The sequence below is a fragment of the Streptomyces sp. NPDC020681 genome (genome assembly GCF_044334895.1).
In the GTDB taxonomy this organism is placed as follows: domain Bacteria; phylum Actinomycetota; class Actinomycetes; order Streptomycetales; family Streptomycetaceae; genus Streptomyces.
This window is the reverse complement of sequence record NZ_JBIRTX010000010.1, coordinates 173630-195709: the sequence shown is the minus strand read 5'-3', so window position 1 is coordinate 195709 and position 22080 is coordinate 173630. Positions and strand designations below refer to the sequence as shown.

Sequence of the window (22080 nt, the reverse complement as noted above, 5' to 3'; positions counted from 1 at the left end):
CCCGTCGTTGCTGGCTTCGCGGGCAGCACCCTGGCCATCGCTCCCAGCACTCACCTCCAGAGTGGCCTGATGCTGCGCCAGGGAGTCCCCAACTACCTCCCGGAGCCGACGTCCTTCATGCTCCACCTCCTCAGCGGCCCTTCCTGGGCCACGCACATCGTCCCCGTCAGCCACGCCGCAGCACCGATCGCCGGTTTCTAGGTAATCGGGCGAAGATGCTGGTCACAGCCACTCGTGGATCACTGCGACCGGCACCGTCGCTTCGTAGCGGACCGCAAGCTCGTCGTATCTCGTAGCCACCGCCCGGTGCCGCTTGAGCCTGTTGATCCCGCACTCGACGGTCGGCCACCGCGAGAGCCGAGTCGCTTGCGGTTGTGGACCTGGTCGGCCTTCTCGGGGATGGCGCAGCCGATCCCACGCCTACGCATGCAGGCTCGATTGGCGCGAGAGCCATATGTCCTATCGGCCCGGACCTTCTGGATCGCCGACACCACCGCGGACGCGCTGCCGGTGTCGGCGGTGGTGTCGGCGATCCGGCCTCGTACAACTGGACGTCCTGTACTGGTATCTGCTGCGCCTCACCGGCGCGAGCCCCTTCGTGCACTCGAGCTGCCTGGACATGAAGACGCTGTAGGCGACCAAGGCGCGCCTGCCGCAGCGTGCCGTGGCGAAGGGCACGATCCCGCCCGACCTGCTCTCGCAGCGCAGGCACACGCACCACGCGCTGGATGGCGCGATCGAACAGGCGGAGCTGTTCAGCAACCTCGTGACTCCTCCCCCCGGGTAAGTCCGGGGGGTTCTCCATTCGGTGGCTAGGCCACGTCAGGAAGGACCAGCCCGGCCCTCACAGCGACGTTGAGTGCGCCGATCTGATCGGCGTTGGAGGTGTGACCGCAACTGGTGCACTCGAACTTCTCTTGGGTGGTGCGGTTCTCGCCGGACACGTGCCCGCAGGCGGGGCAGGTGCGGGAGGTGTTGCGGGGGTCCACGGGGATCAGTCGACGACCGGCGCTTTCAGCCTTGTGCGCGAGGATGCCCAGGAACACCCCCCAACCCGCATCGTGGATGCTTCGGTTCAAGCCCGCCTTCGCCGCAGCACCATTTGGCAGGAAGCTGCCGAGCTGTTCGGGGTCGGGCTTGGGCTTGGGTGCGCGGACCATATTCGTGATGCTCAGGCGTTCGTGCGCGATCACGTCGTAGGTGCGCACCAGCGCCAGGGCGGTCTTGTGCGCGTGGTCGGTGCGCTGACGGCGCACCTTACGGTGCAGCTTGGCAACCTTCTCCACCGCCCGGCGGTGCTTGGCGGTGCGGCTCTCCCGCTTCCGACGCGGGAACACTTTGAGTGCCCGCTGCGCTTCGGCGAGAGCATCTGCATGGCGCTTGCCGTGCCTCGGGTTGGGCTGGTGCTCGCCCTCAGAGGTGGTGAGGAAGTGGGTTACGCCCATGTCGATACCGGTCACGGCTCCGGCCGCAGGCAGCGGCTCGACGGGGACCTCGTCGCAGGCGAGGATCACGTACCACCTCTTGCCCTCACGCTTCACGCTGACGGTCTTGACCCTGCCCTTCACCGGGCGGTGCTGGTGCACGCGGACGTGCCCGACCCCTTGTAGACGGACGCGGGTCACGGGGTCGTGCGGGGTGGAATCCCAGCGACAGCCGTCGCCGTCCTTGGGAAAGTCCACCGTGTCGAACCACATGGCACCCCGAAAGCGCGGATAACCCGGCTTCTCCCCGGCCTTGACCCTGCGGAAGAACGCCTGCATCGCCTTGTCCAGCCGGCGCAAAGTGGCCTGCTGCGAGGAGAAAGACCAACGGCCCTGACTCTCCGGATCGAACGCCCGGATCTCCTTGAGCTGCGCCGACTGCTGCCCGTACTTGATGCTCGTCTTCGACGAGTGCCGGTAGGCGTCACGGCGTTCCTGCAAAGCCCCGTTGTAGAGGGAACAGTGATCGCGCAGCATCTCGCCCAGAGCCTGCCCCTGACGGACCGTGGGGCGAAGGAGGAACCTATACCCGCGGTGCACGTTCGCCCTCCACCTCCTTCCGCTGCTTCGTCCCGGGGCCCACTGGGTGTTGATGCATTGCTTCGATCAGCCCGCGCAGCCGGACCGCGACACTACCGTCGAAAACCCGGCGGCGGCACTTCAGGTACCACACCACATGCAGCCCAAGGCATACACGCCACCGGAGTACCGGCGAACCTCCGCGTCACGGCCATGACGATCACCATATACATGACCCAAATCTACTCAATGCGGGTCAACAGTGCAGGCTCGCGCCAACAGTTGAGGCCAACAACGGCCCAGAGGAGGGACTCCCCCACGCCCAAGGGCCTGAGCCCTTTCGCAACCTCATGGCGTGGCCCGGGCGCTGAGCCCGGCCCGGCCGGAACGCTCCAAATTCCGTGCAACGAAGGGGTGTACGAGCCGTTCGACTCTCTGATAGGAAAGCTTCCTAACAGAACACGAGAACGACGAACTCCCGATGGAGGCATGGTGCCCACCCCCCATAAGCGCGCCAAGAGTCCGATCAGGTTCCTCCCCCGCGTGGCACTCGGAGTCGCGCTGATCGCGATACCCGCCACCGCTTTCGCGGCCGCCTCACCCTCCGGCTCCGACGCGCCGGCCACTACCACGGCAGCGCCGGCAGCCGTCGGACTCGACGACCCGGCGAAGAAGGAAATCGCCATGAAGCTGGTGTCCAGCGCCGAGAACTCCTCGCTGGACTGGAGGGCGCAGTACAAGTACATCGAGGACATAGGCGACGGGCGCGGTTACACCGCCGGGATCATCGGATTCTGTTCCGGTACCGGCGACATGCTCGATCTGGTGGAGCTGTACACCGAACGCAAGCCCGGCAACGTACTCGCCAAGTACCTGCCCGCCCTGCGCAATGTCGACGGCAGCGACTCGCACGAAGGCCTCGACCCCAACTACACCAAGGACTGGGCGAAGGCGGCCCAGGACTCGGAGTTCAAGAAGGCGCAGAACGACGAGCGCGACCGCGTCTACTTCAACCCGGCGGTCAACCGCGGCAAGAGCGACGGCATCGGCGTTCTCGGCCAGTTCATCTACTACGACGCGATCGTGATGCACGGCGACGGCGGCGACTCCACCAGCTTCAGCAACATCCGCAAGAAGGCACTCGCCAAGGCCAAGCCGCCGGCCCAGGGCGGCAACGAGAAGGCCTATCTCAATGCCTTCCTGGACGCCCGGGTCTGGGCGATGAAGCAGGAGGAGGCGCACGAGGACACCAGCCGCGTCGACACGGCGCAGCGCGTCTTCGTCAAGAAGAACAACTTCAACCTCAACACGCCGCTGGACTGGAAGGTCTACGGCGAGAGCTTCCACATCGACTGAGACTGAGCACGGCGCAAAACCCAGAGGGCCGGGTGCACCGCAATTGCGGGCGCCCGGCCCTTCGGCGTGCCCTCAATCGATCGATACGCTCAATTGCGCAGAAATACTTGAGCACTTGACCACAGCGATGCTAGAAACCGGTCACTTCGCAAGGTGCTCGTGCCCCGGCACACCCCCCTCGGCTCCGGAGACCCCCAATGACGACTCCCTGGACCCGTCGCGGCTTTCTGCGCGTGACAGGCTGCACCGCCCTCGCCCTGACGATCACCGGACCGGCCTTCACCGTCGAAGCCGCCGAAGCCGCCGACGCGTACGACGCGCTGCGCACCACCTGGCGTGATCTGATCCTCGGTACCGGCTTCAGCCCCACCGCCGAGCCCTTCAGGACCAGGCTCACCGAGATCGGCACCGCGGCCGCCGGCTGGCGCGACTCGATGGCTCCGGCGAGCGGCTCGCTCTGGCCCGACCTCGTCTTCGCCGACCCCGAGCCGGACACCGACCAGGAGTCGTACGGCTTCTCCGCGCGGATCGTGGACAGTTACTCCCGGCTGCGCACCATGGCCGAGGCGTATATCCGCCAGGGCACCGGCCTCACCGGGAACGCCGCCCTCACGGCGGACGTCCTCACCGGCCTCGACCATCTCCACACCCAGGTCTACAACGCGACTCAGGCGCGGTACGGCAATTGGTACAGCTGGCAGATCGGCGCGCCCCAGATCCTCCTCGACATCTGTGTGCTGATGTACGACCGGCTGTCGGCCGCCCAGATCGCCAACTACTGCGCCGCTGTCGACCACTTCGTACCGGACTCGGCGGTCGCCTCCTACACCGGCACCAGCACCGGCGCCAACCGGGTCGACCTCTGCCGCGTCCTCGCCCTGCGCGGGGTCGTCGGCAAGAACTCCGCGAAGATCGCTCTCGCCCGGGACGCGCTCTCCCCGGTCTTCCCGTACGTCACCAGCGGCGACGGCCTCTATACCGACGGCTCGTTCATCCAGCACACCTATGTGCCGTACACCGGCGCGTACGGCTCGGTGATGCTCGGCGGGCTCGGCCTGCTCTTCGCCCTGCTCGCCGGATCCGGCTGGGCCGTCACCGACCCCAACCGCCAGATCGTCCTCGACGCAGTGGAGGACGCCTGGGCGCCCTTCCTCTTCAACGGCCTGATGATGGACGGGGTCTCCGGCCGCTCCATCAGCCGCGGCGTCCAGGGCACGGACCCCAAGCAGACCCAGCAGGACGACCACACCCGCGGCCACGGCGTCATCACCTCGATCGCTTTGCTCGGACAAGGCGCGAGCAGCGCCGAGAACGCCCGCTGGCGCGGCCTGGTCAAGGGCTGGCTGCAGCGCGACTACTACAGTCCGGCCACCAGCAGTCCGGCGCTGAGCATCGCGGGACTCGCCCGCCTCGCCGCCGTCCAGAACGACGCCTCGGTCACCGCGATCGCCGAGCCGAATGGGCACCGGCTGTTCGCGGCCATGGACCGGGCAACGCACCGCCGGCCCGGGTGGGCCGCGTCGATCAGCATGGCGTCCAAGAGGATCGCCCACTACGAGACCGGCAACGGCGAGAATCTGCGCGGCTGGCACACCGGCAACGGAATGCTCTACTGGTGGGGCGACAGCTACGGCAACGGGCAGTACTCGGACGCCTTCTGGCCCACCGTCGACCCGTACCGGCTGCCCGGCATCACGGTCTCCAGGAAGCCGCTGGCCGACGCCGCGGGCGGCGACTGGGGCGCGTCCCGGCCGGACGTCAACTGGGTGGGAGGCGCCACCGACGGACAGCACGCGGCGATCGGACAGTACGTGAAGGGCCTCTCCAGCACTCTCGTCGCGAAGAAGTCCTGGTTCTGCCTCGACGACACGATCGTCTGCCTCGGCGCCGGCATCGGCTGCACGGACGGGACGGCCGTCGAATCGGTCGTCGAGAACCGGAACCTGGGCCCGGCGGGCAACCACGTGCTGACCGTCGACGGCGTCGTCCAGCCGTCCGCGGCGCTCCCGTGGTCCGCCACGCTGTCCGCCGCCGGCTGGGCCCACATCGGCGGCTTCGGCGGCTATGTCTTCCCGGGCGGCAGCACGCTCAAGGCGCTGCGCGAGCAGCGCACCGGCAAGTGGAGCGACATCAACAAGGGCGGTTCCACGAGCGCGCTGTCCCGCCGTTATCTGACGCTCTGGTTCGACCACGGCACCGCCCCGGTCGACGCCGGATACGCGTACCAGCTGCTGCCGGGCGCGAGCACCGCGCAGACCTCGGCACGCGCCTCCGACAGCGGCTGGCTGCAGATCCTCGCCAACACCGACGACCAGCAGGGTGTCCGCGTGCCCTCGCTCGGCTTCACCGGAGTCAACTTCTGGTTCGGCGGGACGGTGGGACCGCTCGTCGCGAGCGCGCCCTGCGCGGTGATGATCCGGGAGAAGGGTGACGGCACGGCGGTGGTCTGTGTGTCCGATCCGATGCGGATGCAGACCTCGCTCACGCTCACCTGGAACCGCGCCGTCACCTCGGTGATCTCCAAGCCCGCCACGGTCACTTCGGCGACCACCGGCAGCTCGCTGCGCCTGACCTTCGGGAATCTGAGTGGCACCGGCGGCGCCACTCAGAAGATCACCGTCAGGCTCGGCTGAAGCCGACCCGTAGCCTCGTCGGCCTTGCGTGCAGGGTGTGCTCCGGCAGCGTGCCGGGACCGCAGGACGCCGTGCCGATGCCGTGGTGGCCGGCGTCGATGTTCACGAACACCCGGTCCCGCGGGGTGAGTTCGGCGGTGTGCCGGGCTGCGTCGAGATCCTCGGAGGTCCAGCGGCGCACCGTGAGGTCGATGTGCGGTTCACCGGTGACGATCAGTCCGCCGCCGTCTCCGGTGAGCCGCGCCTCGCGTACCTCGCGGCGGTTGCCGTTCTCCTGCGGCCGTACGTACGGGGTCTGCATCGCGTCGACCGTCAGACGGTGCCGGCCGACACGAGCGGCCGCTGTGGTGTCGCGGTATGCCTCGCCGGGGCCCCGGCCGTACCAGTCCACGGCGGAGATCGAGCCGGGCAGGGACAGTCGGATGCCCAGGCGCGGCAGCGGCACCGGCCACTCGCCGGCCGGAGCGGTGGTGAGATCGAGCCGGAGCCGCTCCGCGTCGCCGGTCCAGCGCCAGGTCGCGGTCATCGCGGCGTCGGTGCCGGCGGCCGCCGTCCGGGTGGTCACGGTCAGGCCGTCGCCCGCGGGCTCGACGGAGAGCACCTTGGTGGTGAGCCGGTGCAGTCCGAGGGCCCGCCATTGGTCGGCCAGCCGGAGGCCCAGCTCGTCGTTGTCGGTCGGGGCGCGCCACAAGTCGAGCCGGGGGCCTTCGAGTTCGAGGTCGCCGACGCGGACCAGCCGTCCGGTCACCGTGTCGAACACCCCGGGGCCGAGCTCCAGACGAGTGCCGCGGCGGACCGCGGAAACGGGCCGTTTCCGCGGCACCCGGGCGCCGTCGACCGCCGCCTGGCCCCAGGCGATCTCGTGTCCTGCTTCGGCCCAGGGTTCGTCCTTGGCGAGTTCCGCGCAGACAGTGAGCCATCGCTCGCCGCCGTCCCCGGCGGGCACCTCCGGCCAGGTCAGTACGGCGCTCTCACCCGGCGGCAGGACCGGGACGTCGAGATCGCCTCCGGCGGTGTCCTCGACCCGCCAGCGGAACGCCAGATGGGCCGTGTCCCGGAAGTCGTGACCGTTGCGGACCGTGATGGTGCGGGCGGCCGCGTCCACCGTGATCCGTACCGGCTCGACGACCTTCTTGTACTCGGCGAGCCCGGGCGAGGGCGTACGGTCCGGGAAGACGAGACCGTCGGCCACGAAGTTCCCGTCGTGCACCGGCTCGCCGAAGTCCCCGCCGTACGCGAAGAACCGCCGCCCGTCCGCCGTCCGCCGCGCGATCCCGTGGTCGATCCACTCCCAGACGAACCCGCCCTGCAGCCGCGGGTAGGTCTCGAACAGCCGCTGGTACTCGCTCAGTCCGCCGGGTCCGTTGCCCATGGCGTGCGCGTACTCGCAGAGGATGAACGGCAGCGCACGCCGGTGAGCGTCCAGTGACGGGTCCTCGGTGACGGGCTCCTCGCGGCGTCCGATCAGCTCGGTCTCGGCGTGGTCGGCGTACATCCGGCTGTAGACGTCGACGTATCCGCTGTCCCAGTCGCCCTCGTAGTGGATCGGGCGGCCCGGGTCGCGGGTGCGTGCCCAGGCGGACATGGCGGCCAGGTTCTCGCCCGTGCCGCTCTCGTTGCCGAGCGACCACATGATGACGCTGGGGTGGTTCTTGTCCCGCTCGACGACCCGGCTCATCCGGTCGAGGCACGCGTCCTGCCAGGCCGGGTCGGCGCTCGGGTTGCCGCGCCAGCCGGTCAGCTCGAAGCCGTGTGTCTCCAGGTCGCATTCGTCGACGACCCACAGCCCGAACTCGTCGCACAGCTCGAGGAATTCACTGCTGGGCGGATAGTGACTGGTGCGCACGGCGTTGATGTTGTGCTGCTTCATCAGCAGCACATCGCGCAGCATGGTCTCGTACGAGAGCGTGCGGCCGGTCTCCGGGTCCCATTCGTGCCGGTTGACCCCGCGCAGCAGGATCCGGCGGCCGTTGACCTTGAGCAGGCCGTCCTCGACGGCGACCCGCCGGAAGCCGATGCGCAGCCGGACGCGTTCGCCGGGGGTGACCAGTTCGGCCTCGTACAGCCGTGGCTGTTCGGCGGTCCACGGGACAGCGCCGGATATGCGGTGCGGTCCCGCCGGGTCCGCGTCGGTGATGCCGAGTTCCGGCACATGCAGCCGGGCCGCAGCTCCGGACGTCTCGACCGACAGGATGCCCTCGCCCGTGGTGTGGTCGTAGTCGGCGTGCACGAACAAGTCGTCCAGTCCAGCAGCCGGGCGGGCCAGCAGCCGGACGGAGCGGAAGATGCCCGAGAGCCACCACATGTCCTGGTCCTCGAGGTAACTGCCGGCGGACCACTGGTGCACCCGGACCGCCAGGACGTTCCGGCCGGGCCGCAGTACGTCCGTGACGTCGAACTCGGTGGGCAGCCGGCTGCCCTTGCCGTCGCCGAGCGGGGTCCCGTTCAGCCAGACGGCGAAGCACGAGTCGACGCCTTCGAAGCGCAGGACGCCGCGGCCGTCCGGCCAGGCGTCGGGCAGGGTGAACTCCCGCCGGTACTCGCCGGTCGGGTTCTCGTCGGGGACGCGCGGCGGATCCACCGGGAAGGGATAGGTGACATTGGTGTACGCGGGCGACCCGATGCTGTGCTGCTGCCAGCAGGAGGGCACCGGCAGGGTGTCCCAGCCGCTGTCGTCGAAGCCGGGGTCCTCGAACCCGGGGGTGAGAGCGCCGAGTCCGGGCGCAGCCCGGAATCGCCAGTCGCCGTCCAGCGGGACGGCCTGGGCGTCCGAGGCGAAGGAGGCGCGGGGCGCGAGCCGGCCGCGCCCCGGGGAGGGGTCCTCGACGTATCCGGTACCGGGGTCGGGGACGGGTGCGGGCGGATTCACCATGATGGCGGGCTCCTAGGAGGTGTCTTTCGGGTCAGGCCGACCGGGCGAGCTCGGAGGGCCCGACCTCGTGGACGAACGGCAACCCACGGGCGTAGCGCTCCAGTTCGTCGACGGCCCAGTCCGTCATCCTGCCCAGCTCGTTGCCGAGCGATCCGGCGACGTGTGGGGTGAGGAGCACATTGGGCAGGTCGTACAGCGGCGAATCGGCGGGCGGCACATCCGGTTCGGTGACATCGAGCACGGCGCTGATCCGGCCCGTCCGCAGCTGCTCGGTGAGCGCCCGGGTGTCCACCAGCGAGCCCCGGGAGGTGTTGATGAGTGTGGCCCCGTCACACAGCAGCCCCAGGCGGTCCGCGTCGAACATGTGGTGGGTCTCGGGGAGTTGGGGCGCATGGATGCTGACCACATGGCTGCGGCGCACAAGGTCGTCGAGTCCGGTGGCCTCGGCCCCGAGCGCGGCGGCGTCGGCCGGTCCGAGGTAGGGGTCGTGGAGGAGGACGTCGAGGTCGAACGGCGCGAGCAGTTCGACGACCCGGCGGCCGATCCGTGACGCGCCGACGATGCCCACGGTGCGGCGGTAGTTGCCGAGTCCGGAGAAGCCCGCGAGATGGTCGGGAGCGGCCCGGGTCCGGCGGTAGCTGCGGGCGCTGTCCAGGACGCCCTTGTTGGCGAAGAGGATCGCGGCGAGCGTGTACTCCGCGACCGGCAGGGCGTTGGCCGCCGCCGCCGAGGAGACCGCGATGCCGCGCGCCCAGACGGCGTCGGTGACATGGTGCTTGACGCTGCCCGCGGCATGGATGACGGCCCGCAGTTTCGGCATGGCCCGCAGCGTGTCCTCGGTCAGCGGTGGACAGCCCCAGTGCGTGAACAGGACTTCGGCACCGGCCAGGGCTTCGGCGAGGGCGGGCCCGGGGCTGCCGTCGCCGGCGGTCAGTACGAGCGTGGTGTCGACGGTGGCGGTCCGCAGCAGCCGGTCGAGCATGCCGTCCCGGTGCAGCCGGTCGTGCACACTCCGGCCCATGCCGAGGACGGTGCGCGGCTGTGCGGACGGTGGCTGGTTCGCGGTGCTGTTCAGCTGTGTTCCTTCGGGTTTCGGCATGCTCGTCCTGCTCACTTCACCGCGCCTGCGGTCAGTCCGGAGCGCCAGAAGCGCTGCAGTGCGACAAAGGCGATGATCAGCGGGACGACCGCGACGAGCGAGCCGATGATGGTCAGCGAGTAGAACTCGGGCTGTACTTGGACCTGTCGGTCCCACATGTAGAGGCCGAGGTTGACGGGGTAGAGGTGTTCGTCGTTGAGCATGATCAGCGGGCCGAGGAAGTTGTTCCAGCTGGCCGTGAACGAGAACAGGAAGATGGTCATGTACCCGGGAGCCAGCATCGGGAGCGCGATCCGGGTGAAGGTCCGTACTTCGCCCGCGCCGTCCACCCTGGCGGCCTCCAGCACCTCGCCCGGCACATAGCCCTCGGAGAAGACCCGGGCGAGATAGACGCCGAACGGGTTGACCAGGGCGGGCAGCAGCAGAGCCCAGTAGGTGTTGACCACACCCGCCTCGGAGGCGAGCAGATACATCGGCAGCTGGACGACGGTGGCCGGGACCAGCACGCCGATCAGCACCACGCCGAACAGCTTCTCCTTGCCCGGGAATGCGTACTTGTCGAAGGCGTAGCCGGTGGCGACGCAGACCAGTGCGGAGGCCGCCGAGCCGACGACGGAGTACAGCACGCTGTTGCCGAGCCAGCGCAGGAAGATGCCGTCGTTGTAGCTGAACACATCGGCGAGATTGGCGAGGAGGTTGAAGTCGCCGAAGGAGAAGCCGGAGGTTCCGAAGAGGTCGCGGTGGTTCTTGGTCGCGGCGAACAGCAGCCAGCTGACCGGCATCAGCATGTACGCGGCGACCACGATCAGCAGGCCGTTGACGACGGCCTTCGACATCAGCACGTTCGAGGACGCGGGACGCCGGGCCGGTTGCCGGTGGGTTCGGGCGGTCGGCGGCGCGGTTGCGGGGGCCTTGGCCGCGGTGTCGGTGCTCATGCCGTCTTCCCCCGGTTGCCGAGCTTGGTGACGATGAAGGAGAGCACCGCGCCGAGGAGCGCGAGCAGCAGCGAGGCCGCGGCGGCAAGCCCGTAGTCGTGCTGGAGGAAGGCCGCCTTGTAGATGAACATGGTCGGCGACCACTCGGTGTCGATGGACGGCGCCCGCAGGCTCATGATCTTCGGCTCGGTGAAGAGCTGGATGGCGCCGACGCAGGTGAAGAGGGTGGTCATCACGACCGCGGAGCGGATCATCGGAATCTTGATCTGCACGGCGGTACGGATCGCTCCGGCGCCGTCGACGACGGCCGCCTCGATCGTCTCGCGCGGGACCGCCTGGAGCGCCGCATAGAAAATGATCATGTTGTAGCCGGTCCACTGCCAGGCGGCGACGTTCACGATGGACGACAGCACGTGTTCGGCCGAGAAGAAGGACCACGATCCGCCGGCGGCGTCGATCCAGTCCAGCACCGGGCTGAGTCCCGGCGTGTAGAGATAGATCCAGATGATCGTGGCGATCAGACCGGGCACGGCGTGCGGCAGGAAGTACGCCAGCTGGAAGAACCGCCGGGCACGGGCGTGGGCCGAGTCGACCAGCAGCGCGAGGACGAGGGCCGTGCCGACCATGGCCGGGATGTAGATCGCGCAGTACAGGGCGATGTGCAGGAAGGACTCGCGAAAGCCCGGGTCCGACAGAGCCTTGGTGTAGTTGGCGAGGCCGCCGAATACCCGCTCGGTGCCGCCGAATCCCAGGCCGGCGGAGCGCTCCTCGTACAGGCTCATCCAGACCGCGTAGCCGATGGGCGCCGCCATCACCGCGGCGAAGAGCACGAAGAACGGAGTGAGGAAGAGAGCGGCCGCGCGGTGCTGGCTGCGCCGGAGGCGGTTCGCGCCCGGCCGGGCGCTGCGTGCGGTGCTCGCTGCGCTCTCTGTGCTCTCTGTGCTCTCTGTGCTCTCTGTGCTCTCGACGGGAGCGGGGGGTGCTGCCACGGTGGTGCTCCTTGCGGGAGGCGGACGGGTCTGGAGGCGGCGGCCGCCGGGCGCGCGGTGCGCCCGGCGGCGGTGGATCACTCCGCGAGCTTCAGACCCCGGTCCTTGATCGCCGTCCGTGCCGTCTGCTGGCCGGCGGCCAGACCGTCGGTGAAGGTGGTCTTCACCGCCGCGTCCTGGATGGCCTGGTAGACGTTCAGCTGCACCGGGCCCCAGGTCCAGCCGGGCTGGATGGTGTCGACCTGCTCGGAGCCGAGTTTGTAGAGGTCCTGGCCGCCGAGGTACGAGGTGTCGAACTCCTTGGCCGCCACGGCACGCATCTCCGGGTTCGCGGGCAGGGCGCTGCTCGGCGACTTGAGCGAGCCGAGGCGGGCCTTGACCGCGTCGCCGTTGGTGGTGACCCACTTGATGAACTCGACGGCGGCCTCGGCCTTCTTGCTGCCCTTCATCACCGCGTACGAGGTGCCGCCGTAGTTGCCGCTGGCGGGTGTGCCCCAGTGCGGGATCGGTGCCGCGGCCCACTTGCCCTTGAGGTCGGGCATGGCGGTGGACATCCCGCCCGCGGACCACGAGGCGCCGAGGAAGGCCAGGGTCTGGCCGGAGAGCCGGGCCTTGGTCTCCTCGGGGCTGTAGCCGGCGAAGTTCTGCACCAGGTCGTCCTGGATCAGACCGTCCCAGTAGGCCGCGACCTTCTTGGAGCCGGCATCGTCGACGGCCGGCTTCCAGGAGTCGCCCTCCGTGGCGAACCACTTGCCGCCGGCCTGCCAGGACAGCGCGGCGAGCAGGGCCGGGTCGGTCTTGGGGAAGCTGGCTATCCGGGCGTTCTTTTCGGCCTTCTTGACCTTCTCGGCCGTGGTCTTGAACTCGTCCCATGTCTTGGGGACTTCGATGCCGTACTTCTTGAACAGGTCGCTGCGGTAGTAGAGCAGCTGCGGTGTGGCGTCGAACGGCACCGACCAGGTCTTGCCGCCGAAGGTCACCAGGTCCTGAAGTCCCTTGGGGAACTTGCTCTCGACCGTGTCGGCGGCGTACTCGCTGATGTCGACGAGGCTGCCCTGGCTCGCGAACTCCGGGACCATCTGGTACTCGATGGTGGCGATGTCGGGTGCGTTGCCCGCCTTCACCGCGTTCGAGATCTTGGTGTAACCGTCCGGCTGGCCGGGGATCTCGGAGAACTTCACCTGGATGTTCTTGTGCGTCCGGTTGAACTCGTCAACCGTGTTCTGCGCCCCCAGAGTCCAGCTCCAGTAGGTGAGAGTGATCGGCTTGCCGTCCGATCCGGCGTCGTTCGAGCTGTTGCCGCTCCCGCCGCAGGCCGTGGCGAGCAGCGCGAGTGCGGCCGCCGACGCGGCGAGAGCGAAAGTGGACGTGCGGGAAGTGCGCGACATTGCACGGCTCCTACGTGAACCTCGTACGGGAAGAGGCGAACGCAGCACATCATTTGTGAGCGACCGATCGACGTCAAGAGCGAACGCACAAGACAATCAATACGATCGGAGAACGCCGATCAATCAGTCGCTACGAACCTGTGTGCCGTCGGCACCGCCGGGAGCGGAGCCGCAGGAGGCCCGGACTCTCAACTCCGGCAGCAGGTCCAGGTGCTGACGGGGCATCGGCTGCCGGCCGCCGTCGCGCTCGGCGATCCGTTGCAGCAGCAGCTTCGCCGCCAGTTCGCCGACCGACCGCTTCGGCGGGGCGACCGCGGTCAACGGCACGTCCGCGAGAGAGGCCACCTCGTCGTCGTACGCGACGATCGCCAGGTCACCGGGCACACTGATGCCCTTCGACTGAAGCTTCGGCACCAGCACGATGGCGTCCTCGTCGCTGTGGACCAGCGCCGCGGTGACGCCGTGCCGGGTGACCGCGTCGGCGAGATGCGCGGCCAGCGCGTCGTAGCGCGCCTGACTGTCGCGGTCGGTCGCCATCGTGAACGGTGAACCGGGGGCCGGAACCAGGCCGTGCGCCTCGACGGCGGCCCGGTACCCCGCGGTGATCTGAGCCGCGTGCGGGCCCTCCTGGACCACCGCCGTGACCTTGCGGTGCCCCAGCGACGCGAAGTGGCCGAGGGCCACCGCGGCACCGTGCGCACGGTCCGTACGCACCCGGTCGAACCCCGCGGCCGGATTGCCCGGCGGCGCCCAGCGCTCGACGAGCACGACCGGCGCCCCGCACTCCAGCAGCCATTTCTCCTGGCCGCCGGCCGGCACCCCGCCGAACCAGCTCGGGGCCGCAAGCAGCCCGTCGGCACCGCCGGCGAGCAGATGCTCGGCCTGCACCGGGTCCTCTGTGTCGAGATAGCCCGACATGCCGAGGACCAGCCGGCCGCCCTGCACCTCGACGGCGTCCCGCGCACCGCGCACGATGTCGGCGAAGATGAAATTGGTGGTCGGGACGATCATTCCGATCACCGCGCCGCCGGTCTCCGCGCACCCGGCCTTCGGCTCCCCGGACGGCTCCCCGGACGGCTCGCCGCCGGGCCAGACGACGGAACCGTGCATCCGGTGCACCCGCCCCTGGGCGGCCAGCGTCTCGACGTCGCGGCGCAAGGTGACCGCGGAGACTCCCAGTTCGGCCGCGAGGTCGGACACCCGCAGGCTGCCGCGCTCGCGGACGAGCTCGAGCACCCGCTCATGACGCTGGTCGACATGCAGTCGCATCCTGTCCCCCATGTTCCGATCCGCCGGTGGGGACACTGTACGCCTCGCAATCGTATCGATCACTTTTCGATCCATTCGATCGACGAAAGGGTCCAGCGGCCCCTGCCGGACGGACCGGTCAGTGGACGGCGGCCGACTCCGCCTGCGCCGGGACCATCGGCGAACTGCCCTTCCTGCCCAGGTGGTTGAAGGCCAGATTGAGCACGATGGCCACGATGCATCCGGTCGAGATCCCGGAGTCGAGGACGACGAGCGCGTCCTTCGGGAAGGCGTGGTAGAAGCCCGGCGCGGCGATCGGGATCAGGCCGATGCCCAGCGAGGCGGCGACGATCAGGGCGTTCTCGCCCTTCTCCAGCGCGGCCGAGGCCAGCGTCTGGACGCCGCTCGCGGCAACCGAGCCGAACAGCACGATGCCCGCGCCACCGAGGACCGGCAGCGGTACGAGTGCGATCACGGAGGCGGCGACCGGGCACAGGCCCAGCAGGATCAGGATGCCGCCGCCCGCGGCGACGACAAACCGGCTGCGTACCTTCGTCATCGCGACGAGGCCGATGTTCTGGGCGAAGGCGCTGCACATGAAGCCGTTGAAGAGCGGGCTGACTGCGCTGCCGAGCGTGTCGGCGCGCAGCCCGCCCTCGATGATCCGCTCGTCCGCGGGCCGGTCGACGATCTTGCCGAGGGCCAGCATGTCGGCGGTCGACTCGGTCATGCAGACCAGCATCACGATGCACATCGAGACGATCGCCGCGATCTCGAACTGCGGTGCGCCGAAGTGGAACGGTGTGGGAAAGCCGATCACGTCGGCGTTCTTGATGGCGTCGAGGCTGGTCATGCCCAGCGGTACGGCGATGATGGTGCCCGCCACCAGGCCGAGCAGGATGGCGATCTGCTGAAGGAAGCCACGCAGCACCCGGCGCAGCAGCAGCACGATCACAAAGGTGAGGGCCGCCATGCCGATGTTCTTCATCGAACCGTAGTCGGCGGCGGTGGAGTTGCCGCCCTGCGACCAGTTGAAGGCGACCGGCAGCAGCGAGACGCCGATCAGGGTGATGACGGTGCCGGTGACGACGGGCGGAAAGAAGCGGACGAGTTTCGAGAAGTACGGCGTCAGGACAAAGCCCAGCACGCTGGCGACGATGATCGCGCCGAAGATGACGGTGATGCCGTCGGCTCCGCGGTCCTTGCCGATGGCGATCATCGGCGTCACACCGGCGAACGAGACTCCGTTGACGAACGGAAGCCTGGCCCCGACCTTCCAGAAGCCAAGGGTCTGCAGCAGGGTGGCTATGCCCGCGGTGAACAGGCTCGCGCCCATCAGGAAGGCCGTCTCCGTGGCGCTGAGCCCCACGGCCGGCCCGACGATCATGGGTGGGGCCACCACCCCCGCGTACATCGCGGCCACATGCTGCAGGCCGCTGGTGAACATTTTCAGGGGAGGCAGGGTCTCATCGACCGGATGCTTCCCCTCCGGTGCTGCGACTGCATCTTTCGATGGGCTGGACTGTGCGGCCACGTGTGGTGCCTCCGGTCGGTTACGCATCGGCGGTGACGCGGGTGTCAGGGAGGTGGTGCGCATGGTGCAGCGGTGAGCACAGTGCTTCGGGGGTGTGAAGACACGAGTCACCGTCCCGGGGGGGGGGGGGGGGGGGGGGGGGGGGGGGGGGGGGGGGGGCGCGGCGGGCGGGGGGGGGGGGGGGGGGGGGGGGGGGGGGCGGTGGGGGTGGGGGGGGGGGGGGGGGGGGGGGGGGGGGGGGGTGGGCCGCGCGGGCGGGGGGGGGGGGGGGGGGGGGCGGGGGGGTTGGCGGGGGGGGGGGGGGGGGTTGCGGGGTTGGGGGGCGTCGGGGTCCGGGGGTGACATCGGTGTTGGGGGGGTTTTAACCCCCCCCCCCCCGGGGGGGGGGGGCCCCCCCGGGGGGGGGGCCCCCCACTCCCCGGTCACGGCTGCCATGGACCCCGCTCGGGTCCACGGCCTCCGGTCGAGGGCCGTCCCCCTCGACCGGACTCCTGAGGGCCGAGGCCCTAGTCCTGCGCGGCGATCCGCGCGAGGCGCCGGGCCTCGTCCCGCGTCGAGCGGGCGATGGCGTCCTCGTCCACCGTGGTGAGGTGGTTGTCCTCGACGACGGTCTTGCCGTTGACGAGGGAGAGGGTGACGGGCGCTGCCGCGCCGAAGACCAGGGCGGTCACCGGGTCGGCGATGGAGGAGTGCGCGAGCGTGTCGAGCTTCCAGAGCACCAGGTCGGCGAGCTTGCCGGCTTCCAGCGAGCCGATCTGCTCGGTGCGGCCGAGGACCTGAGCGCCGCCGTAGGTGCCGAGGCGCAGCGCCTGGCGGGCGTTCAGGGCGGCCTCGCGGTGTGCGCCGAGCCGGTTGATGAGCAGCGCGTTGCGCAGTTCGGTGTGCAGTTCGCCGGACTCGTTGGATGCGGTGCCGTCGACGCCGAGGCCGACCGGGACGCCTGCGGCGAGCATGTCGGGCACGCGGGCGATGCCTGCCGCGAGGCGGGCGTTGGAGGACGGGCAGTGCGCCACGCCCGTGCCCGTACGGCCGAAGGCGGCGATGTCCGAGTCGTTCATGTGGACGCAGTGGGCCATCCACACGTCGGAGCCGAGCCAGCCGGTCGACTCGAAGTAGTCGGTCGGGCCCAGCCCGAAGAGCTCCTTGCAGAACTCCTCCTCCTCGACCGTCTCCGAGCCGTGGGTGTGCAGCCGCACGCCCTTGCGGCGCGCCAACTCGGCGCCCTGCTGGAGCAGTTCGGTGGTGACGGAGAACGGCGAGCAGGGCGCGACGGCGATCTGGGTCATCGCGTCGAAGGAGGCGTCGTGGTGCTTGTCGATGGTCTCCTCGGTGGCGGCCAGCGCGCCTTCCAGCGACTCGACAGCGAAGTCCGGCGGCAGACCGCCGTCCGACTTGCCGCGGTCCATGGAGCCGCGGGCGAGCGTGAAGCGGACGCCCATCTCGCTCGCCACGCCGATGATCGCGCCGGACAGGTCGCCGGCGCCCTGCGGGTAGACGTAGTGGTGGTCCATGGCGGTGGTGACACCGCCGCGGGCCATCATGGCCAGCGAACCCTGTGCGGCCGCGCGGGCCATCGGCTCGTCGATGCGCGCCCACGTCGGATACAGCGCCACCAGCCAGTTGAACAGGTTGTGGTCGGTGGCGAGACCCCGGGTGATCCACTGGTAGAAGTGGTGATGCGTGTTGACCAGGCCGGGGGTGGCGAGATGGCCGGTGCCGTCGATACGGCGGACCACGTTCTCCAGGCCGGCGGGTGCCTTGCCGGCTCCCACGGATTCGATCCGGTTGTCCGCGACGACGATGTGCCCGGAGGCATATTCGGTGTCGCTCGCGTCCACGGTCGCGATGGCACAGTTCTCGATGACGATGCGCGAAGCCGCCATGGCGGGTCCTCGTTCTTCCCATTGGTGGAACGGACCCGGGGGTCGAGCGGGGTGACGACCGGATCCGCGGTGCTGTTGTTGCGCAGATGCCCCCGCTCTCCCCCTGGGACCTCGGGGGGTGTCTTTCGGATCTTGCCGGGCTCGCGTGCCCTGGCACGGCACCTCGCTGCGTTGTCGTCAGTCGCCTACGCTCCGCGTGGGCTCCATCCTCCGCCTTGCGATGTACCGCACCAGACCCCGCTCACTGATCCGGCCTGATCCGAAAGACACCCCCCAGACGCCGGCGCACACGTCGGGGGTGCAGAGAACTTCTACAGGTTGGTCATGTCGACCGGGATCTGCGGCTCGACGCCGTCCCTCAGAACGGTGGCCTCGATGAGGCCGTACGGCCGGTCGGCCGCGAAGTAGACCTCGTTGTCGTTCTTCAGCCCGAAGGGCTCGAGGTCCACCAGGAAGTGGTGCTTGTTCGGCAGCGAGAAGCGGATCTCGTCGATCTCGCTGCGGCTGTTGATGATGCGCGAACCCATTTGGTACAGGGTCTGCTGGAGCGAGAGGGAGTAGGTCTCGGCGAAGGCCTGGAGCAGATGCTTCCTGGCCTGCTCGTAGGACTTCTCCCAGTTCGGCATCCGCTCCGCGTCGGACGACCAGCTGTAGCGCCACTTGGCGGACACCTGGGTCGCGAGGATGCGGTCGTACGCCTCCTGGAGCGTCGTGTACTTGTCCTTGACGTAGCCCCAGAACTCGGAGTTGGTCGAGTTCATCACCGTCAGGTCCTTGAGACCGGAGATGACCTGCCACTTCTCACCGTCGAAGGTGATCTGGCTGACCCGCGTCTCCTGGCCCTTGCGGACGAAGGAGTGCTTGACCTCGTCGGCGCCGATGAACTTGGAGTTGCCGTCCGAGGTCTCGATGCGCTCCCAGGCGTACTCCTCGATGCGGATCCGCGCCTGGTGGATCGGCTCCTGCGTGGTCACGAAGTGCCGGGCGAGATGGATGCCGAACTGCTCGGCGGACTCGATGCCGTACTCCTTGGCGAACGCGTACACCGTGTTCTTGGTGGTGTCGGTCGGCAGGACGTTGGCGTTCGAGCCGGAGTAGTGGACGTCGTCCATGTCGCCGGAGAGCGCGACCGAGACGTTCAGGTCCTTGATGTGGTGGGTGTCGCCGTCCCGCGTGATCTTGACGACGCGGTTCTCTGCTTTGCCGTACTGGTTCTGGCCGAGAATCGTGGGCATGTCTGCTAGCTCCCTCGGTAAACGGAGTAGCCGAACGGGTTGAGCAGCAGCGGTACGTGATAGTGCTCGCCCGGCGTGACGGCGAACGTGATCGCCACCTCCGGGAAGAACGCACCGCTGTCCCTTACGCGGGGGGCGTCCTGCTGCGCCTCGGCTTGCTTGTTGGCGTTGTTCTTGGCGAAGTACGCCTCGGTCTCGAAGTCGAGACGTACGTGGGTGGTGCCCTCCGGCAGCGCCGGCAGGTCCTTGCAACGCCCGTCCGCGTCGGTCGCGGAGCCGCCGAGCGCCACCCACTGCGCGTCAAAGCCGCTGCGGGCCGCGAGCGAGATGGCGACGCCCTCGGCGGGGCGGCCGACGCTGGTGTCCAGGATGTGCGTGGACACAGAAGCCGTGGTCTCGGTGCTCATGAGCTCTCTCCTTCTGCGAGGCGGGCCAGCCGGATCCGGTTGATCTTCACGAGCTCGCCGCGGGCTGTTTCCCGCTCCTGCTCGTGGGTGTTCCCGATCCGGACCTTGACCGCGTCCCGCATCTGCTCACCGGTCGCACCGGTGGCGCAGATCAGGAAGACATGGCCGAACTTCTCCTGGTAGGCCAGGTTCAGTTCGAGCAGCTCGACCTTGAGCTCCTCGGAGGCTCCGGCCATCCCCCGCTGTTCGCGGGCGGAGGTCGGGTCCCCGGGCTTCGGCCGGCCGATCGGCGGGTGCCCCGCCATCGCCTCGGCCAGATCCTCGGCGGTCAGCTCGGCCATGGCGGCGTCACTGGCGTCGAAGAGGGCCTCCACGGTGGCGTACGGACGCTGGGCGAGCAGCTTGCTCCCCCACGCCGAACTGGCGCACACCTCATGCAGTGCGGCGAGGGCCGCACTGTCCTGTGAGGTGTTGAACCGGGCGAGGCCCGGTGTCGGACTCGAAGTCACGGGAGCCTCCGTGGCTATTGTGCGTCGTGCATCGGACGGGCTGCGGATAGCTAACGCCCTCGGCAACATCACGTCAACACTTTGTTGAAAACTCGGCAACACAAAAGCCGCCGCCCGGGCATCCGGACGACGGCCTCCAGCCTGCTTGCCTCAGTCGCCCTTGGCGGCGTTTTCCCTGTTCAGGGCATCTTCTCGCGGTTCAGGTAGTTGTAGACGGTGAAGCGGCTGACCCCCAGGGCGCCCGCCACCGTCTCCACACCGTGCCGTACGGAGAACGCGCCACGCGCCTCCAGGGTCCGTACGACGCCCTGCTTGGTCTTGCGGTCCAGCTCCGACAGCGGCATGCCGTGCCGGCGCTCCATCGCGGCCAGGATGTGGTCGAGCGAGTCGGAGAGCTGCGGCAGCCGTACGGCGATCACGTCCTCGCCCTCCCAGGCCAGCACCACATCGTCGGGCTGCGCCTGCTCGGGGCTCAGTATCTCCGCGCCCATGGCGTCGACCAGCGGCTTCACGGCGCTGACAAGGGGGTGGTCGGCAGGCTCGGTCACTTCTCGCCCTCCCCGATCACATTGACCTGAAGCGAGACCCGAGTGGCGCCGGCTTCGAGGGTCCTGCGCAGCAGCGCGTCGACGGCGGTGAGCACCTCACCCGCGTCGCCCTCCGCCGTGTTGCCGAACGGCCCGACGTCCACGGCGTCCAGTTCGGCCGCATTGATGACCTCACGGGCGACCACGGCATGGGCAGGCGCCTCATCCAGGTCGAACGGTTCGGTCGTGAACTCCACTCTCAGTCGCACCATGCCCCCACGTTAGCGACGGTATGGATTCGATGAGCGCCACCCTCTCCACAACCCTGGATACCGGACGGTAATGTCGCGTCCCGCCGGGCGCACGTGACCGGCGGGTGAGCGCAAAGGGGCCCACAACATGGCGGAGACGTCTCACGATCGGTGGCAGCGGGCGTGGAGCCACCGCGAGCAGCTGCTCAAGGTGGCCCGCCGCAGATCCATGAGCGCGGAGGATGCCGAGGACGCCGTGCACGAGGCGATGCTGCGCGCCGCGGAGAATCCGCACCTCGACGACGAGCGGCTGGGCGCCTGGCTGACGACGGTGACGATGCGGCTGTGCGTCGACCGGTATCGCCAGGTCAACCGCGAGGCCGAGGTGGTGCGCAGCAGCCCCACGCTCGTACCGCCGGGCCCGGTGCCCGTCGAGGAAGCGGTGTGCGACCGGGCCGAGGCGAAGTGGCTGGCCGTACGGAGCGGGGAACTGCCCGCGCGGCAGGCGCAGGCTCTCTGGCTGAAGTCCCAGGACCTGGACGTGGACCAGGTCGCCGTGCGGATGGGGCTGAGCTACCGGACGGTCGAGTCGCTGCTCGCCAGGGCCCGCCGGACGCTGCGGAACTCGCTGGCCGGCACGCTGGGTCTGGCCCTGTGGCTGTGCAGCCGCGGACGGCCGCGGACGGGCGGGAACGCTCACGCGGTGGCCGTGGCCGGGACGGCGGCGACGCTGGCCATCGCGGGGTTCGTCGTGCCGTACGCGCAGGACTGGGCCCGGCCCGGTTCGTCGCCGGAGCCCGCGGCGCCGGCCGTTTCCGAGGCCGCGGAAGTGCGGGGAGCGGACGACAAGGGCCGGGTGCCGCCTCCGGCTGCGCCTCCCGGCGAGAGCGCGACCCAATCACCCGGCGACCGGACGACGCTGGTGCCTCTGTCCGTGCCGTCTCTGCCGTCCCTGCCGTCGGTGCCAGAGGTCCCACTGTCCGCTCCCGACGCCCCAGACGTCCCAGACGTGCCCGAGGTGCCCGCCGTAACGTCCGTACCGGAGCTGTCCGTGCCGTCGGCGCCGGTGCAGACGACTCCCCCGGTCCCCCTGGACGTGCCGGACCCGCGGGACACCGCCGTCGAGCTGCCGGGCGACGCCGCGCACACCCGCGTTCAGCCCTGATTTCGGGCCCGTAAAAAATCTCGCGATTGCCGCGACGGACGGGCCG

Annotated in this window: 18 protein-coding genes; 4 read left to right on the top strand and 14 right to left on the bottom strand. The window is 69.3% G+C overall.

Going from position 1 to position 22080, the window contains the following annotated elements:
• Window positions 1-69 precede the first annotated feature (69 nt).
• Window positions 70-201 carry a hypothetical protein gene (locus ACH4YL_RS24390; protein WP_398509531.1) on the top strand — a complete coding sequence of 44 codons (132 nt, stop codon included), beginning with the start codon at window positions 70-72 and terminating at the stop codon, window positions 199-201.
• A gap of 611 nt (window positions 202-812) precedes the next feature.
• Here ACH4YL_RS24390 and ACH4YL_RS24385 read toward each other — a convergent pair.
• Entirely contained in the window at window positions 813-2024 is a 1212-nt protein-coding gene (locus ACH4YL_RS24385) for an RNA-guided endonuclease InsQ/TnpB family protein (RefSeq protein WP_398509530.1), read from the bottom strand.
• Between the two features lie 471 nt (window positions 2025-2495).
• Here ACH4YL_RS24385 and ACH4YL_RS24380 point away from each other — a divergent pair, with 471 nt between their 5' ends.
• Window positions 2496-3359: a chitosanase gene (locus ACH4YL_RS24380; protein ID WP_398509529.1), complete on the top strand. Its 864-nt coding sequence runs from the start codon at window positions 2496-2498 to the stop codon at window positions 3357-3359.
• A 197-nt stretch (window positions 3360-3556) separates the two neighbouring features.
• Entirely contained in the window at window positions 3557-5992 is a 2436-nt protein-coding gene (locus ACH4YL_RS24375; RefSeq protein ID WP_398509528.1) for a polysaccharide lyase 8 family protein, read from the top strand.
• On the opposite strand, the gene ACH4YL_RS24370 is transcribed toward ACH4YL_RS24375, so the two are convergent.
• The 13 genes from ACH4YL_RS24370 to ACH4YL_RS24310 all read right to left on the bottom strand — a co-directional run bounded on the left by ACH4YL_RS24370 (window position 5979) and on the right by ACH4YL_RS24310 (window position 20887).
• Window positions 5979-8864: a glycoside hydrolase family 2 TIM barrel-domain containing protein gene (locus ACH4YL_RS24370; RefSeq protein ID WP_398509527.1), complete on the bottom strand. Its 2886-nt coding sequence runs from the start codon at window positions 8862-8864 to the stop codon at window positions 5979-5981. The two genes, ACH4YL_RS24375 and ACH4YL_RS24370, sit on opposite strands and share 14 nt — an antisense overlap.
• A gap of 31 nt (window positions 8865-8895) precedes the next feature.
• Entirely contained in the window at window positions 8896-9963 is a 1068-nt protein-coding gene (locus ACH4YL_RS24365; RefSeq protein WP_398509526.1) for a hydroxyacid dehydrogenase, read from the bottom strand.
• A gap of 11 nt (window positions 9964-9974) precedes the next feature.
• Window positions 9975-10898 carry a carbohydrate ABC transporter permease gene (locus ACH4YL_RS24360; RefSeq protein ID WP_398509525.1) on the bottom strand — a complete coding sequence of 308 codons (924 nt, stop codon included), beginning with the start codon at window positions 10896-10898 and terminating at the stop codon, window positions 9975-9977.
• The gene (locus tag ACH4YL_RS24355; protein WP_398509524.1) at window positions 10895-11887 is read right to left on the bottom strand and encodes a carbohydrate ABC transporter permease; all 993 of its coding nucleotides are present in this window, start codon (window positions 11885-11887) and stop codon (window positions 10895-10897) included. The genes ACH4YL_RS24360 and ACH4YL_RS24355 overlap by 4 nt, the downstream gene beginning before the upstream one ends.
• Window positions 11888-11964: 77 nt before the next feature.
• Entirely contained in the window at window positions 11965-13275 is a 1311-nt protein-coding gene (locus tag ACH4YL_RS24350; protein ID WP_398509523.1) for an ABC transporter substrate-binding protein, read from the bottom strand.
• Between the two features lie 123 nt (window positions 13276-13398).
• Window positions 13399-14544, bottom strand: coding sequence for a substrate-binding domain-containing protein (locus tag ACH4YL_RS24345; RefSeq protein ID WP_398509522.1), 1146 nt, complete (start codon window positions 14542-14544; stop codon window positions 13399-13401).
• 118 nt (window positions 14545-14662) lie between these two features.
• Window positions 14663-16084, bottom strand: coding sequence for a nucleobase:cation symporter-2 family protein (locus tag ACH4YL_RS24340; RefSeq protein ID WP_398509628.1), 1422 nt, complete (start codon window positions 16082-16084; stop codon window positions 14663-14665).
• 479 nt (window positions 16085-16563) lie between these two features.
• A complete protein-coding gene (locus ACH4YL_RS24335; RefSeq protein ID WP_398509521.1) occupies window positions 16564-17940 on the bottom strand; it encodes an 8-oxoguanine deaminase in 1377 nt (458 codons plus the stop codon).
• Window positions 17941-18251: 311 nt separating this feature from the next.
• Complete coding sequence (gene pucL, locus ACH4YL_RS24330) at window positions 18252-19175, bottom strand: factor-independent urate hydroxylase (RefSeq protein ID WP_398509520.1); 924 nt, start codon at window positions 19173-19175, stop codon at window positions 18252-18254.
• A 5-nt stretch (window positions 19176-19180) separates the two neighbouring features.
• A complete protein-coding gene (gene uraH / locus ACH4YL_RS24325; RefSeq protein ID WP_398509519.1) occupies window positions 19181-19582 on the bottom strand; it encodes a hydroxyisourate hydrolase in 402 nt (133 codons plus the stop codon).
• Complete coding sequence (gene uraD, locus ACH4YL_RS24320) at window positions 19579-20091, bottom strand: 2-oxo-4-hydroxy-4-carboxy-5-ureidoimidazoline decarboxylase (protein ID WP_398509518.1); 513 nt, start codon at window positions 20089-20091, stop codon at window positions 19579-19581. Before uraD ends, uraH begins: the two co-directional genes overlap by 4 nt.
• Window positions 20092-20270: 179 nt before the next feature.
• The gene (locus tag ACH4YL_RS24315) at window positions 20271-20639 is read right to left on the bottom strand and encodes a helix-turn-helix domain-containing protein (RefSeq protein WP_398509517.1); all 369 of its coding nucleotides are present in this window, start codon (window positions 20637-20639) and stop codon (window positions 20271-20273) included.
• Window positions 20636-20887, bottom strand: a complete 252-nt coding sequence (locus ACH4YL_RS24310) for a thiamine-binding protein (RefSeq protein ID WP_398509627.1) — start codon at window positions 20885-20887, stop codon at window positions 20636-20638. Before ACH4YL_RS24310 ends, ACH4YL_RS24315 begins: the two co-directional genes overlap by 4 nt.
• A 130-nt stretch (window positions 20888-21017) precedes the next feature.
• On the opposite strand from ACH4YL_RS24310, the gene ACH4YL_RS24305 reads away from it, so the two are divergent.
• Window positions 21018-22034, top strand: a complete 1017-nt coding sequence (locus ACH4YL_RS24305; RefSeq protein WP_398509516.1) for a sigma-70 family RNA polymerase sigma factor — start codon at window positions 21018-21020, stop codon at window positions 22032-22034.
• Window positions 22035-22080: the final 46 nt, after the last annotated feature.

Coding starts and splice junctions, on each gene's coding strand:
- ACH4YL_RS24390 (WP_398509531.1), top strand. CDS start 70: ATGCTGCGCCAGGGAGTCCCCAACTACCTCCCGGAGCCGACGTCCTTC.
- ACH4YL_RS24375 (WP_398509528.1), top strand. CDS start 3,557: ATGACGACTCCCTGGACCCGTCGCGGCTTTCTGCGCGTGACAGGCTGC.
- ACH4YL_RS24370 (WP_398509527.1), bottom strand. CDS start 8,864: ATGGTGAATCCGCCCGCACCCGTCCCCGACCCCGGTACCGGATACGTC.
- ACH4YL_RS24365 (WP_398509526.1), bottom strand. CDS start 9,963: ATGCCGAAACCCGAAGGAACACAGCTGAACAGCACCGCGAACCAGCCA.
- ACH4YL_RS24360 (WP_398509525.1), bottom strand. CDS start 10,898: ATGAGCACCGACACCGCGGCCAAGGCCCCCGCAACCGCGCCGCCGACC.
- ACH4YL_RS24350 (WP_398509523.1), bottom strand. CDS start 13,275: ATGTCGCGCACTTCCCGCACGTCCACTTTCGCTCTCGCCGCGTCGGCG.
- ACH4YL_RS24345 (WP_398509522.1), bottom strand. CDS start 14,544: ATGCGACTGCATGTCGACCAGCGTCATGAGCGGGTGCTCGAGCTCGTC.
- ACH4YL_RS24340 (WP_398509628.1), bottom strand. CDS start 16,084: ATGCGTAACCGACCGGAGGCACCACACGTGGCCGCACAGTCCAGCCCA.
- ACH4YL_RS24335 (WP_398509521.1), bottom strand. CDS start 17,940: ATGGCGGCTTCGCGCATCGTCATCGAGAACTGTGCCATCGCGACCGTG.
- pucL (WP_398509520.1), bottom strand. CDS start 19,175: ATGCCCACGATTCTCGGCCAGAACCAGTACGGCAAAGCAGAGAACCGC.
- uraH (WP_398509519.1), bottom strand. CDS start 19,582: ATGAGCACCGAGACCACGGCTTCTGTGTCCACGCACATCCTGGACACC.
- ACH4YL_RS24305 (WP_398509516.1), top strand. CDS start 21,018: ATGGCGGAGACGTCTCACGATCGGTGGCAGCGGGCGTGGAGCCACCGC.